11 protein-coding genes are annotated in these 14,440 nt (G+C 71.1%); 10 read left to right on the plus strand and 1 reads right to left on the minus strand.

Going from position 1 to position 14,440, the window contains the following annotated elements:
- Window positions 1-70 precede the first annotated feature (70 nt).
- A complete protein-coding gene (gene uxaC, locus AB0H57_RS25915; RefSeq protein WP_357510724.1) occupies window positions 71-1,522 on the minus strand; it encodes a glucuronate isomerase in 1,452 nt (483 codons plus the stop codon).
- A 172-nt stretch (window positions 1,523-1,694) separates the two neighbouring features.
- Here uxaC and AB0H57_RS25920 point away from each other — a divergent pair, with 172 nt between their 5' ends.
- The 10 genes from AB0H57_RS25920 to AB0H57_RS25965 all read left to right on the plus strand — a co-directional run.
- On the plus strand, window positions 1,695-2,684 hold the full coding sequence (locus AB0H57_RS25920; RefSeq protein ID WP_357510726.1) for a LacI family DNA-binding transcriptional regulator: 990 nt from the start codon (window positions 1,695-1,697) through the stop codon (window positions 2,682-2,684).
- A 71-nt stretch (window positions 2,685-2,755) separates the two neighbouring features.
- The gene (locus tag AB0H57_RS25925; RefSeq protein WP_357510728.1) at window positions 2,756-3,973 is read left to right on the plus strand and encodes an extracellular solute-binding protein; all 1,218 of its coding nucleotides are present in this window, start codon (window positions 2,756-2,758) and stop codon (window positions 3,971-3,973) included.
- Window positions 3,970-5,115, plus strand: a complete 1,146-nt coding sequence (locus AB0H57_RS25930) for an ABC transporter ATP-binding protein (RefSeq protein WP_357510730.1) — start codon at window positions 3,970-3,972, stop codon at window positions 5,113-5,115. The genes AB0H57_RS25925 and AB0H57_RS25930 overlap by 4 nt, the downstream gene beginning before the upstream one ends.
- Window positions 5,112-6,038 (plus strand): sugar ABC transporter permease, encoded by a 927-nt coding sequence (locus tag AB0H57_RS25935; protein ID WP_357510732.1) that lies wholly within the window; start codon window positions 5,112-5,114, stop codon window positions 6,036-6,038. The genes AB0H57_RS25930 and AB0H57_RS25935 overlap by 4 nt, the downstream gene beginning before the upstream one ends.
- Complete coding sequence (locus AB0H57_RS25940) at window positions 6,038-6,928, plus strand: ABC transporter permease subunit (protein WP_357510734.1); 891 nt, start codon at window positions 6,038-6,040, stop codon at window positions 6,926-6,928. Before AB0H57_RS25935 ends, AB0H57_RS25940 begins: the two co-directional genes overlap by 1 nt.
- The gene (locus AB0H57_RS25945) at window positions 6,925-7,314 is read left to right on the plus strand and encodes a PfkB family carbohydrate kinase (protein ID WP_357510736.1); all 390 of its coding nucleotides are present in this window, start codon (window positions 6,925-6,927) and stop codon (window positions 7,312-7,314) included. The genes AB0H57_RS25940 and AB0H57_RS25945 overlap by 4 nt, the downstream gene beginning before the upstream one ends.
- Window positions 7,311-8,831: an altronate dehydratase family protein gene (locus tag AB0H57_RS25950; RefSeq protein ID WP_357510738.1), complete on the plus strand. Its 1,521-nt coding sequence runs from the start codon at window positions 7,311-7,313 to the stop codon at window positions 8,829-8,831. Before AB0H57_RS25945 ends, AB0H57_RS25950 begins: the two co-directional genes overlap by 4 nt.
- Window positions 8,828-10,330 carry a mannitol dehydrogenase family protein gene (locus AB0H57_RS25955; protein WP_357510740.1) on the plus strand — a complete coding sequence of 501 codons (1,503 nt, stop codon included), beginning with the start codon at window positions 8,828-8,830 and terminating at the stop codon, window positions 10,328-10,330. Before AB0H57_RS25950 ends, AB0H57_RS25955 begins: the two co-directional genes overlap by 4 nt.
- A gap of 393 nt (window positions 10,331-10,723) precedes the next feature.
- Window positions 10,724-14,131 carry an alpha-glucuronidase family glycosyl hydrolase gene (locus AB0H57_RS25960; protein WP_357510742.1) on the plus strand — a complete coding sequence of 1,136 codons (3,408 nt, stop codon included), beginning with the start codon at window positions 10,724-10,726 and terminating at the stop codon, window positions 14,129-14,131.
- Window positions 14,132-14,139: 8 nt separating this feature from the next.
- Window positions 14,140-14,440, plus strand: a 301-nt coding sequence (locus AB0H57_RS25965) for a bacterial Ig-like domain-containing protein (RefSeq protein ID WP_357510744.1), incomplete at its 3' end; no start/stop codon positions are given.

Here is a 14,440-nt window from a genome sequence, read left to right on the forward strand (position 1 = left end):
ACGGCCCGACCGTGCTGCTGACCGCCGCCGGGAGGGCGCGGCGGGGGCGGTGCCGGCCGGCCACGCCGGTCTACCGGTTGGTGGCTGACGCGGGCGTGCGGCCGGCAGCCCACGGAGCGTACGCCCGCTGCGGCAGCCGGTAGGCCAGGTCGATCGCCGTCTCGACGGCCTCGTCCTCGGCGAGGCGGTGTTCGACGACCAGCCTGGCCAGGTAGCCGGCGTCGACCCGCCGGGCGAGGTCGTGGCGGGCCGGGATGGAGAGAAAGGCTCGGGTGTCATCGACGAAGCCGGAGGTGTTGTAAAAGCCGGCCGTCTCGGTCACGAGTTCGCGGAATCGGCGCATCCCGTCGGGGCTGTCGAGGAACCACCACGGCGCGCCGAGCCGGACGCAGGGGTAGGCGCCGGCCAGTGGCGCCAACTCGCGGGAGTAGGCCGTCTCGTCGACGGTGAACAGGACCAGTCGGAAACGCGGATCGTGGCCGAACGCGTTGAGCAGCGGTCGCAGCGCCCGGGTGAACTCGGCGGCCACCGGGATGTCGAAGCCGCGGTCGGAGCCGAAGGCCCGGTGGATGGCGGGGTCGTGGTCGCGCAGCACTCCGGGGTGGATCTGCATGACCAGGCCGTCGTCGCAGGACATCCGGGCCATCTCGAAGAGCATGTGCCCGGCGAACGCGGCGGCGTCGGCGTCGCTCGTGTCGCCGCGGCGGGCCGCCGCGTAGACGCGCTCCGCCTCGCCGTCGGGCAGCGGCCCGGCGGTGGCGGTGAGGTGTCCGTGATCGGTGGCCCGGGCACCGGCGTCGGCGAAGGCCTCCCGTCGGCGCCGCAGGGCCGCGACGAAGCCGCGGTAGTCCGCCGTGTCGACTCCCGACAGCTCCTGGAGTTGGCGCACCCGCCGCAGCCAGCCGGCGGAGTTGACATGGGTGAGCGCGTCGGGTCGGAACGTGGGCACGACCCGCGCGCCGAGCCCGTCGGCGTGCAGCCGGGCGTGGTCGGTGAGCGTCGAGGTGGCCGGGTCCGTGGTGGAGATCAGCTCGATGTTGAACACGTCGAGCAGCGCCCGGGGCCGGAAGGCCGGTTCCGCCAGCCGGGCCTCGATCAGGTCATAGAGGAGGTCGGCGGTGTCCGGGCCGGGAGCCACGTCGATCTTGAGGATCTCGACGATCTCGTGCTCCAGCCAGTACCGGCTGGGGGTGCCTCGGAAGAGGTGCCAGTTGGCGCAGAACCGCCGCCAGATCTCGCGCGGATCGGTCTCGACCGTCCCGCCGTCGACACGGGGTACGCCGAGGTCCGCCAGCGGCACGCCCTGCGAGACGAGCATGCGGGTGACGTAGTGGTCGGGCACGACCAGCAGGTGCGCCGGGTCCGAGAAGCGCTGGTCCCGGGCGAACACCGCCGCGTCGACGTGCCCGTGCATGCACAGCAGCGGCAGCTCCCGGGTGGCCTGGTAGATCCGGCGGGCCACGGCCCGCATGTCGTCTCCTGCGGGCAGGGCGCGGTCGGGGTGCAGACGCAGCTGGCCCACGCAACTCTCCTCAACGACGGGGTCTGGAACAACTTTGCAAAGGATTGCATCGAGCTGAGTCCACGACAAGAGCCGCCCCGACAGCCGGCCGAAACATTCACGCAATCAAGTATTGACACATGACTGCAATCGGTTTCAGACTTCGAGCACGCCGTCCACGAGGAGGTCAGCCGTGCGAGCGACGATCCGTGAGGTGGCCCGCGAAGCGGGTGTCTCGGCGTCGACCGTGTCCCGCGCCCTGTCGGCCCCGGAAATGGTCAACGACGCCACCCGGGAACGGGTCCTGCGAGCGGCCGAGCGGCTGGGTTACGCGCCGAACCGGGCGGCCCGGGGCCTGATCACGGGGCGCACCGGGAACCTGGGGCTGATCGTGCCGGACCTGACCAACCCGTTCTTCCCCAGCGTGGTGAAGGGGGTGCAGGCCCGGGCGCGGGAGGCGGACTACGCGGTGTTCCTCGCCGACACCGACGAGGACCAGGCGGCCGAGGCTGGGCTCGTCCGCGCCCTCGCCAAGCAGGTGGACGGCCTCATCCTCTGCTCCCCCCGAGCGCCCGAGGAGGAGATCCGCGACCTGGCCGAACACACCACGCTCGTGATGGTCAACCGCCGCTTCGGCAACGTCCCGTCCGTCGTGTTCGACAGCGCCGACGGCATCCGGCAGGCGATCGCCCACCTCCAGGCGCTCGGGCATCGCCGGGTCGCCTGGGTCGGCGGGCCACGCGCGTCCTGGTCCAACCGCGACCGGGTGCGCGCCCTGCGTTCCGCGGCCGGCGCCGCCAGCATGGAGCTCTTCGTGGCGGGTCACTTCCCGCCGTACTTCGAGGGCGGGGTCGCGGCGGCGGACCTCGTCGTCGCCTCGGGCGTCACGTCGGTGATCGCCTACAACGACGTGATGGCACTCGGCCTGCTCAGCCGGCTGCGCGACCGTGACGTGCAGGTGCCGCACGACATCAGCGTGATCGGCGTCGACGACATCCAGATGTCGGCGATGTCCGCCCCGGCGCTGACCACCGTCTCCGTCGGCAAGGAACAGGCCGGGCGCGCTGCGGTCGACCTGCTGCTCGCCCTGCTCCAGCAGCCCGACGGTGTGCGCAACACGCGCCGCGAGCTGCCGACACAACTGCTCGTGCGCGGCTCCACCGGGGTCGCGCGGGTCACCTGACCAAGCCCCAGCCACCACCACGACCACGGCCGCACCCCGTCCGTCGGGGTGTCCGAGGAAGGGATCGTCCCATGGGTCTCACCCGGCGCAGCGCCCTGATCGCCGCAGCATCGTCCGTCCTCACCCTCACCGCCGCCTGCGGGGCGCCCAGTGGCTCCGGAGGCAGCGGCGACAGCACCGGCCCGGTGCCCGACAAGCCCACGAAGGCCGTCAGCCTCAACGTCCTGGACGTGGCGGGCAACCTGCAACTCACCCAGGGGATGATCGACGAGTTCGTGCGCAAGCACCCCGACATCATCTCCCGGGTCACCTACTCGAAGTCGCCCGCGCCGGAACTGGCCGGCAAGATCAAGGCGCAGCAGAACGCCGACCGGGTCGACATCGGCCTGGTCCTGACCGGCGTGGACGGCCTCGCTGCCGGCATCGACCAGAACCTGTGGCTGGATCTGCTGCCGACGCACGCGGACCGGCTGCCGGGCATGCAGAACTACCTCGAGCCGGCCGCCGCGATGCAGAAGCTCGCCGGCAACGCCGGGGTGACGGTCACCTACTACCCGTCCGGGCCACTGCTGGAGTACCTGCCGACGAAGGTCTCCACCCCGCTGACGACCACCGAGCAGTTGCTCGCCTACGCGAAGGCGCACCCGGGGAAGGTCCAGTACGCCCGTCCGTCGAACTCCGGTCCGGCCCGGACCTTCCTGATGGGCCTGCCCTACATCCTCGGCGACCAGGATCCGAAGGACCCGATCAACGGGTGGGACAAGACCTGGGCGTACCTGAAGGAGCTCGACCGCTACGTCGAGTACTACCCGAGCGGCACGACCGAGACGATGAAGAACCTGGCGAACGGATCGGTCAACGTGATCGCCTCGACCATCGGGTGGGACATCAACCCGCGGGTGCTCGGCACGGTGCCCAAGGAGGCGAAGGTCAGCTCGCTGGCCGGCTTCCACTGGGTGACCGACGCCCACTACGCCGTCGTCCCCAAGGGCGCCTCCACCGACACCCAGTCGGCGGTGCTGGCCCTGCTGCAGTTCATGCTCACCCCCGAGCAGCAGGCCAAGGCGTTCGACCAGGGCTACTTCTACCCCGGGCCGGCGGTCAAGGGGGTCGACCTGTCGATGGCGCCGCAGGAGAGCCAGGACGCCATCAGGGAGTTCGGCCGCCCGGAGTACGACGCGCTCATCGCCGACAACCCGACCGAGGTGCCACTCGACGCCAAGGCGCTCGTGGCGGCGTTCGACCGGTGGGACCGCGAGATCGGCAGCGGAAAGGTGAAGGAAGGATGAGCATCCCCGGCTCGGGCTTCACCCAGCTGCGGCTCGACTCGGTGTCCCGCCGCTTCGGCAGCCAGGACGCGCTGCGCGACCTGGACCTCACCATCCGCGCCGGTGAGTTCATCGCGCTGCTCGGCCCTTCGGGATGCGGCAAGTCAACCGCGTTGAACTGTCTCGCCGGGCTGCTGCCGCTGAGCGGGGGCAGCATCTGGCAGGACGAGACCCGGGTCGACACCCTGCCGCCGGAGCGGCGTGGCTTCGGCATGGTCTTCCAGAGCTACGCGCTCTTCCCGCACCTGTCGGTACGCGCCAACATCGCCTTCGGTCTGCGGATGCGGCGACTGCCCAGGGACGAGATCCGTCGGCGCACCGCGGCGGCGATCCGCCTCGTCCGCTTGGACGAGCACGCCGACCGGCTGCCGGGCCAGCTCTCGGGTGGGCAGCAGCAGCGGGTGGCCATCGCCCGGGCGGTCGTGCTCGAACCGGCCCTCGTGCTGATGGACGAGCCGCTGAGCAATCTCGACGCCAAACTCCGGCTGGAGATGCGCACCGAGATCCGCCGGTTGCACCAGTCCCTGGGGTTGACCACGGTCTACGTAACCCATGACCAGGAGGAGGCGCTGTCGCTGGCCGACCGGCTGGTGGTGCTGCGCGGTGGTCGGGTGCAGCAGATCGGGTCGCCGCAGCAGTTGCACACCCGGCCCGGCAACTGGCACGTCGCGGACTTCATGGGCTACCGGAACCTCTGGCCGATGCGCGTACGGTCGGTGCGGGAAGGCCTGACCACCGTCGAGGCCGACGGCCTTCGGCTGGCCGGTGACCCGGTCGCCCCGGTCGCCGTCGGCGCGTCGGTGATGGTCGCCGTGCGGCCAGAGGACGTCCAGGTCGGTGGGGCGGACGCCGCGAACGCCGTCCCGGCCGAGATCGAGGTGGTCGAGTACCAGGGTCGGGAACTGGCCGCCGAGGCCCGCACGGCCTCGGGGCTGCGGGTGCACGTACGCACCGAGCGGCGGGTCGCGCCGGGTGACCGGGTGACGCTCGGCGTGACGCCACAACGACTGCTGATCTTCCCCGCCGAACCGGGCGAGCATCCCGCGCCTGCCCCGCGCGCCGAGGAAGGCGCCGTCGTCGAGGAAGCGGGGCTGGTCGGATGAGCGTCACGACACGGCGCCGCACCTCGCCGCCCGGCGCGGCCCCACCCGCCCGGGCGCACTGGCGGCACCGCCTGGCCGAGCGGGGCGTGGACCGGCAGTTGTGGCTGCTGGCCCCGGCGGTGCTCTTCGTCGTCCTGCTCTTCCTGTACCCGTTCTTCTACGGGCTCGGCCTGTCGTTCCAGCCGAACGAGGGCGGGCCGTTCAGTGACTACGCGCGCTTCTTCGGTGACGCGTACCAGCGGGACACGATGTGGATCACGCTACGGCTCGCGCTGCCGGCGGCCCTGCTCAACGTGCTCGCCTCGGTGCCCATCGCCTACCGGATGCGGGGCCGGTTCCGGGGCCGGCGGCTGGTGACCGTCCTGCTCGTCGTGCCGATCACCCTCGGCACGGTGCTCACCGCCCAGGGCCTGCTCAACTTCCTCGGGCCGACGGGCTGGTTCAACCGGGTGCTGCTGGCCCTGCACCTGACCGACGAGCCGGTACGGCTGGTGCACAACTACTGGGGCGTCTTCTTCTCCCTGGTCATCACGGGCTTCCCGTTCGCCTTCCTGCTGGTGCTGTCATACCTGACCGGCATCGACCCGACGCTGGAACGGGCGGCGGCCACGCTGGGCGCGGGCTGGTGGCAGCGGTTCCGGACGATCACCCTGCCGCTGCTGATGCCGGGGCTGGCGACGACGTTCTGCCTGACGTTCGTGCTGGCGTTCAGCGTCTTCCCGTCCGCCGTGCTGGTCGGCAATCCGGCCGGCGAGACCCGGGTCATCTCCATCGCCGCCTACCAGGCCGCCTACGAGCAGTACGACTACCCGTACGCGTCCGCGATCGCCATGATCATGGGCTTCATCGAGCTGGTCGTCATCTCGGTGGTGCTGCTGGCCCGCACGCGCCTCTACACCGGATCGACGGGGGGTAAGGGCTGATGAGCGGCGGCACCGCGATCCGCTCGGACGATGCGACCGCCGGGTCGGCTCGCCCCCGGCGGCGGCTGGTGGCGAGCCCCGGCGCCTGGCTGGTCTGGGGCGCGGTCGTATTCTTCTTCCTGAACCTGCTCGGGATCGTCGGCTCCGTCCTGGTCAGCTCCTTCGGGCAGCGCTGGTTCGACACCTGGCTGCCGGACGGGTGGACGGCCAAGTGGTACGGACAGGCGTGGGGCGAGTTCGCTCTCCTCGACGTCATCGTGGTGACCCTGCAGGTCTCCCTGGCCGTGGTGGTGCTGTCGCTGCTGGTCGGGGTGCCGGCGGCCTACGTGCTGGCCCGGCGCGACTTTCCCGGCAAGCGGCTGGCGTACCTCGTCTTCCTGCTGCCGATCCTGATGCCGCCGATCACCTACGGCATTCCGTTGGCGACGGTGCTGTACAAGTTCGGCCTCGCCGGTCACCTCTCCGGGGTCGTGCTGGCGAACCTCGTACCGTCGGTGCCGTTCGTCATTCTGACGATGACGCCGTTCATCGAGCAGATCGACCCGCGCATCGAGAGTGCCGCCCGGATGTGCGGGGCCGGGCTGCGGTCGGTGTTCCTCCGGGTGCTGGCACCATTGCTGCTCCCCGGGATGCTGGCCTCCGCCATCCTCGTCCTGGTCCGGACCGTCGGCATGTTCGAGCTGACCTTCCTGACCGCCGGCCCGGACTCGCAGACCCTGGTCGTCGCCCTCTACTACTCGATGTCCGCGGCGGGCATCCGGGCCCAGCAGACGGTGGACTCGATGGCCGTCATCTACACCTCGATGATGCTGGTGCTGCTGGTGATCGGCCTGCGCTACGTCAACCCGACGCAGTTGGTGGCCCGGGTCAGGGAGGAGTCCGACTCATGAGCGGCGTGATCGGGCTGCTGCGCCGCCAGCGCGTCCTGCCGGTGCTGCGGCTGCCGTCCGCCGCCGGGGCGCACACCCGCCTGCTGGCCCGGGTGCCCGACGACGAACTGGGCGACGAACTGGTGGCCCAGGTCGCCGGCGGGCAGCGGATCGAGGTTCCGACGTACCCGGCCGGCCGCGTCGTCGACCAGACCGGCGCCGGTGACGTGCTGGCCGGCACCGTCGCCGCCCGGCTGGCGTTGGGAGACGGCCTGCCGGACGCGGTACGGCTCAGCGCCGCCGCGGCGGCGCTGTCGCGGCGAGGTCACCGCGGCACGGGATGCCTCCCGCTGCTGGCCGAGTCGCGCCGGCTGGTCGCGCGGGGCGGGGCGGAGGTGTCCGGGTGAGCCTCCTGGTGCTGCACGAGGGCGACGACGTCGCGGTGGCGACCAGGGCGCTGCCGGGCGGGGCGTCGGTCCCCGTGCCCGGCGCGGGTGAGGTGACGCTGCGCGGCGACCTGCCCGCCGGGCACAAGGTCGCGCTGCGGGACCTGCCCGCCGGGGCGCTGGTGCGCAAGTACGGCCAGGTGATCGGGCGTACGCTGACCGCCGTCAGCGCAGGAGAGCATGTGCACCTGCACAACCTGGGCATGCCGGCGGACGCCCCGGTGCGGGCGGCGGAGGCTGGGTGGCGGTCCGCGCCGCGGCTGCCGGGCGACCTGCGGCGTACGTTCCACGGCTACCGGCGGCCGGACGGGCGGGTGGGCACCCGCAACTACGTCGGGGTGCTGACCACGGTCAACTGCTCGGCGACGGTGGCGCGCAAGGTCGCCCGGCTCACCGAGGAGCTGGCCGAGGACGTCGACGGTGTCGACGGCGTGGTCGCCCTGACCCACGGCACGGGCTGCGGCATGGCCGATCGGGGGCAGGGCTGGGAGCTGCTGCGGCGGACCCTCGCCGGCTACGCACGCCACCCGAACATCGGCGGGCTGGTGGTGGTCGGGCTCGGCTGCGAGGTCAACACCGTGGCCGGCCTGATGCGGGACCTCGGCGTGGCCGAGCAGGTGCCGGTGGCGTCGTACACCATCCAGGAGCTGGGCGGCACCGCGTCGGCGGTGCGGCGCGGTGTGGAGCTGGTCGGCGACCTGGTGGGCGACCTGGCCGGCGCGGCGCGTACCGAGGTCGACGTGGCGGAGCTGGTGCTCGGCCTGCAGTGCGGCGGCTCCGACGGCTGGTCGGGGCTGACCGCGAACCCGGCCCTGGGGGTCGCCTCGGACCTGCTGGTCGCCGCGGGCGCGACGAGCGTCCTCGGCGAGACGCCGGAGGTGTACGGGGCCGAGCACCTGCTGGCCGCCCGGGCCGCCGGCGCGGCGGTGGCGGACGCGTTGCTGGCCCGCATCCACTGGTGGGAGGAGTACACCCGGCAGCAGGGCACCACATTGGACGCCAATCCTTCCCCGGGCAACAAGGCGGGCGGCATCACCACCATTCTGGAGAAGTCGCTGGGTGCGGTGGCGAAGGCGGGTCACAGCCCCCTGGTCGCCGTCCGGGAGTACGGCGAGCAGATTCCGCGGCCGGGACTGGTGTTCATGGACACCCCCGGCTACGACCCGGTCTCGGTGACCGGGATGGTGGCCGGCGGCGCCAACCTGATCTGCTTCACCACCGGCCGTGGTTCCGTCTTCGGCAGCCGCCCGGTGCCGACGGTCAAGCTCGCCACCAACGCCGAGCTGGCCGCCCGGATGGCCGGCGACGTCGACCTCGACTGCTCGGCGGTGGTCGAGCAGGGGGTGCCGATGGCCGAGATGGGGCGCCGGGTCTACGACCTGCTGCTCGATGTGGCGTCGGGGCGGCGCACGGCGAGCGAGGAGCTGGGCCTGGGCGGCGAGGAAATCGTGCCGTGGCAGCTCGGGGCGGTGCTGTGAGGGGGGCCGGGCAGCGGCTGCGCCTCGACACGCTCGACCGGGTCGCCGGGCCCGGTCGAGGCTGGCACGGCCCGCAGGTCGACCCGCGTGCGCTGCGGGTCGGGGTCGTACACCTGGGGCTCGGCGCCTTCCACCGGGCACATCAGGCCGTGTTCACGGAGCTGGCCGCCGCCGCGACCGGCCGCGACGACTGGGGCATCGCGGGGGTGACCCAGCGGTCGGCGGCCGTCCGCGAGCAGTTGGTGCCGCAGGACGGCCTCTACTCGGTGCTCGAACGCGGTGCCGACGGGCCGGCGCTGCGGGTGGTCGGCAGCGTCCGGGAGGTCCTCCACGGTGGCGGGGACCCGGCGGCGGTGGTCGACCGCATCGCCGACCCGGCGGTGCGGGTGGTCACGGTGACGGTGACCGAGAAGGGGTACCGGCGCGACGGCCGCGGCGGGCTGGACCGGTCGGACCCGGAGGTGGTGGCCGACCTCACCGGCCGACCGCCGCGGACCGCGGTCGGCCAGTTGGTGCGCGGGTTGCAGGCGCGCCGGTCGCGCGGCGGCGCCCCGGTCACCGTGCTGTCCTGCGACAACCTCAGCGGCAACGGCCGGGTGCTGCGCGGGCTGGTGCACGAATTCGTGGCCGCGCTGCCAGCGGCGCAGGGGGCGGGGCTGGCCGACTGGATCACGGGCGCGGTGCGTTTCCCATCCTGCATGGTCGACCGGATCGTGCCGGCCACCAGGGACGAGGATCGTGCGGACGCCAACCGGTTGCTCGGCCTCGAGGACCGGGGTGTGGTGGTCACCGAACCGTTCCGCCAGTGGGTGATCGAGGACGACTTCGCCGCCGACCGGCCGACGTGGGAACGGGCCGGGGCGCTGTTCACCACCGATGTCGCCGGGTGGGAGGCGGTGAAGCTGCGCACCCTCAACGCGACCCACTCCCTGCTGGCCTACCTGGGTGCCCTGTCCGGATACGACACCATCGCGGCGGCGCTGTCCGACGACCGGCTCGCGGCGGCGGCCGAGGCCCTGATGGTGGAGGACGTGACGCCCACCCTGCGGGTGCCCGACGGGCTCGACCTGGCCGGCTACCGCCGTCAGGTGCTGGCCCGTTTCGCCAACCCGGCGCTGCGGCACAGGACCGTGCAGGTGGCGATGGACGGGTCGCAGAAGCTGCCGGTACGACTGCTGGGCACCGTGCGGGACCGGCTTTCCGCCGGAGTGGTGCCACGGCACGCGACACTGGCGGTCGCGGCGTGGATGGTGTATGTGGCGCGTGGTTGGGACGTGCGGGGCCGAGAGCTACCGCTGGACGACCCGCTGGCGGACCGGCTACGTGCCGCCGCATCGGCCGACGCCGACCCGTCCCGGCTGGTCGACTCGCTGTTGCGCGTCTCGGAGATCTTCGGCCCCGACCTTCCCGAGCACGGCGGGTTCCGGGCGGTACTGACCGAGCAGGTAATGCGACTGCGGACCGACCTTAACGGATCGTCCTCGCACCACCCCTACTGACGAATGGCGGGGGCATAAAGCCGCCGGGGCCGTGGAACTGCGTCACGCGGGCTCGGTGGCCCATTGTGCACAGCTGACGTCGCAATCACGGCGAAACTGCGGCGCCGCCGCATTGAAACAAGTTTCAGTGGCGACAGCCATTGACTGACGTAGTTCACCTCTGATGTCGTCACTAGCACGGGCAGAGAATCCCTCCACAGTGACCCGCCGCCCAACTTCCCTCATTGCCAGCAGTGGAATGAACGCAGAGGTTCCCGAGGTCGGTCGAATGCGGCGGTCAGCGCCGACCAGCCCGCGAAATCGAATGCCGGTCCCGCCGATGAATGTGCAGAGGAATGTGCGATGAACGTAAGCGTGGAGCGTAGACGAAGCGGCAAAGTTCTGGGTCTTCTCATGGCCCTCATGATGGTCGCCGCCGCCCTGACGGTGCCGCCCGCGCCGGCCGCCGCGGCAGCGGTTGCGGTTGCCGACGACTACGACGGCTCCCAGATGTGGCTGCACTACGTGCCGGTCAGCAACCCCGGTCTGCTCCGGCAGTACCAGCGCGTCGCGCGGACGGTCGTGGTCGAGAACGCCGACCGTGACAAGGTGCACCGCCACACGGCGAACCTGGCCATGGAACCCGGGGCGAAGGAGAAGCTGGTGGAGACCAGCCTCGAAGCGGCACGGGACGAACTGGTCCGGGGCCTGGGCGGGCTGCTGGGGCGGGACGTACCGGTCATGACCACCGCGGACGACCTCGGCGACGGCTCGATCGTCGTGGGAACCCGGGACAGTTCAACGGCCGTGGCGCATCACGTACCCGCTGCCGACCTGGCCGCGATCGGTGACGAGGGCTTCGTCGTCCGGACGGTGGTCAGGGGCAGGGACCACCTGACCGTGATTGCCGGGAACACCGAGCTCGGCGCCCTGTACGGCACGTACGCCTTCCTGCGGCGCATGCAGACCCAGCGGCCGATCCAGAACCTGGATCTGACCGAATCCCCGAAGATCAAGCACCGCCTGCTGAACAACTGGGACACCGAACGCCTCTACGCCGGCAACAACGCCTCGGGGCAGGGTGGGGTGAACGGTGAGAACGGCCAGATCTTCAACTTCGCCGCCACCGGCGCCAACGCCGGCCGGAACCTGCCCGTCATCCTCGACCGTTACATCGTGGCGGCGCGGGCGATGGCGTCACTCGGGATCAACGGCATCACCATCAACAACGTCAACGCCGACAACGTGTACCTGACCACCCGGAACATCGCGCAGGAGGCGGCGCTCGCCGACGCCCTGCGCCCGTACGGGATCAAGATCGGGCTCTCCATCCGGTACACGGCGCCGACCGACGCCCGGTTCGCCCCCGACACGCTGACCAACAGCCAGCTCGATCCCACCGGCATCGCCTTCCGAGGCTGGTGGAACCGCAAGGCGCAGCAGATCCAGGCGTCCATCCCGGACTTCATGGGCTTCACGGTCAAGGCCAACTCCGAAGGCCAGCCCGGCCCCCAGGACTTCGGCTACGACCACGGCGACGGCGCCAACGGTGTCGGGGCGGCGGTAGCCCCGTTGGGGATGCGGGTGCACTGGCGCACCTTCGTCTACAACGCGGAGGTCGACAACGACCGGCTGAAGCGGGCGTACCTCGAGTTCGGCTACATCGACGACGAGCCGCAGCCGGACGGCACGACCGGCCGACTGCTGGACAACGTCTTCCTGCAGACCAAGAACGGGCCGCTGGACTTCCAGGCCCGGGAGCCGACCCACCCCATGTTCGGGCGCATGGAGAACACCAACCAGGCCATCGAGCTGCAGATCACGCAGGAGTACACCGGCCAGAACAAGATGCTCTGCTTCCTCGCCCCGATGTGGGAGGAGGTGCTGAAGACCGACACCTACGCCACCGACAAGCAGGGGAAGCTGCTGAAAAACCGGCTGGTGGGCAACATCGTGGACGGCAGCGCCCAGCACCAGCCGGACACCGCCATCGTCGGCGTGGCCAACCTGGGCAACGCCGCCAACCTGACCGGGCACCACTTCTCCCAGGCAAACCTGTTCGCGTTCGGGCGGCAGGCCTGGGACTGGACGCTGAAGTCCACGGACATCGCGACCGACTGGACCCGGATGACCTGGAGCAACAACGGCGACGCCGTCGCCACCATCGTCAAGATGATGATGGGCTCCTGGGAGGCGCTGGTCAGCTACCAGACCCCGCTGGGCGTGGCGCACCAGTTCACCGGCAACCACTACGGGCCGAACCCGGCCGAGTGGAACACCCGGGACGACTGGAGCCCGGTGTACTACAACAAGGCCGACAGCCTTGGCCTGGGCTTCGATCGCTCCCCCACCGGCAGCAACCTGGCCGCCCAGTACTTTCCCACCCTCGAGCAACGGTACGGGAACATCGACACCGTACCCGAGAACCTGATGATGTGGTTCCACCACGTGCCATGGGACCGCCGGATGAGCAGTGGCAGAGGGTTCTGGGACGAGCTGGTCTACCGCTACCAGATGGGGGTGCAGTACGTCACCTGGATGCGGGAGACCTGGGACTCGCTCCAGCCGTACCTCGACGCGCGCCGCTTCGGTGAGGTACGCGCCGCGCTGGCGATCCACGAGACCGACGCGGCGACCTGGCGGGACACCAGCGTCAACTACTGGAAGGAGTTCAGCGGCCGGGACATCCCGGTGGACGGTGGGCCGCTCTCGGCGAAGATCGTCGTGAACGGCAAGGAGTTCGGCGGGTTCGACCTGTCGGCCGCCGCCTACCGGATTCCCGTTGCCGGCGGCGGTTCGCCGACCATCACGGCCGTGACGTCGGCCGACCCCGCCGCCCGGTACGAGATCGTCAGCCAGGCCGACGGAGTGCCCGGTCGAGCCGTCGTCAAGGTCACGAAGGACGACTTCTTCGGACCGATGGTGAAGAACTACGTCTTCGACTTCGTGACCGACACGACGCTGCGGAGCCTGCGGGTCGACGACAAGGACCTGGCCGACCTCGCACCGAGCGTCCTGCGCTACAACGTCCTGGTGCCGGCCGGCACGGAGACCGTGGCGAGGGTGGCGGCGGTCGCCAACGACCCGGCCGCCACCGTCGTGGTCGAGCAGGCGGCCACTCCCACCGGGCTGGCGAGGGTCACCGTCACCAACGGGGAGGCGTCGTCGGCCTACACGGTCGACCTGAACACGACCCTCACCGGCAGCGACGAGTTCACCGCGGACGAGCTGGGCCCGCAGTGGCGTTGGGTACGGCCGGACGCCAGCCGCTGGCGCCTCGCCGACGGCTCGCTCGTCATCACCTCTCAGCAGGGCGACCTGCAGGCCGGCGCGAACACGGCGCGGAACGTGGCGCTGCAGGACGTCAACGGTGACTGGACGATCGACTCGAAGGTCGTCTTCTCCCGGCCACTGGCCAACAACAACGAGCAGGGCGGGATCATCGCCTACGCGGACGACGACAACTACGTGAAGCTGGCCTGGGAGATGGGCAGCGCCACGGCGCCGGTCAACAAGGCCCGGGTCGTGGTCATTCGCGAGCAGAACGGCACGGTGTCCACGTCGCAGATCACCGGAGCCGACGCGCAGCGGATCGTCGGCGCGGACGGTGCGATCTGGCTGCGGATGACGAAGATCGGCAACACGTACAAGACCTACTACTCCGCCGACGGGTCCGTGTACCGGTACATCGGGTCGTCGACGTTGACCGCCGAACCGGCGGGAGCGGGGCTCGTCGCCTTCAACCGCGGCGGGACGTCCACCGACCTCGGCGTGGCCTTCGACCATTTCCGCGTCGAGAGCAGGGGCACGCCGGTCTCGTAGCGGTACAGGTGGCGGGCGGGCCGGGGTGCGTCAGGACGCCGGCCCGCCCGGCGGCGGGGACCCGACCTCGGTCTCGGTGCGGACGCCCCCCGACCCGGACCACGTACGCCGTCGGCGAGCCCCTCGACCTGGCCGGCCTCGTGGTCACCGCCCACTACACCGACGGCGTGCGGGGCACTCCCCTGCTCATGGGCCCGCATCGGGTGGTGCCGTGGTGGTGGCGGCCCGGCGCTGCCGGGCCCTGCGGGGGCGGGTCGCCGGCTTCCTCAACGGGTAACGTGCGCTGTCATGGGCGTCACACACCACGGA

Origin of the sequence: Micromonospora sp. NPDC050686, from assembly GCF_040654475.1 — a bacterium.
In the GTDB taxonomy this organism is placed as follows: domain Bacteria; phylum Actinomycetota; class Actinomycetes; order Mycobacteriales; family Micromonosporaceae; genus Micromonospora.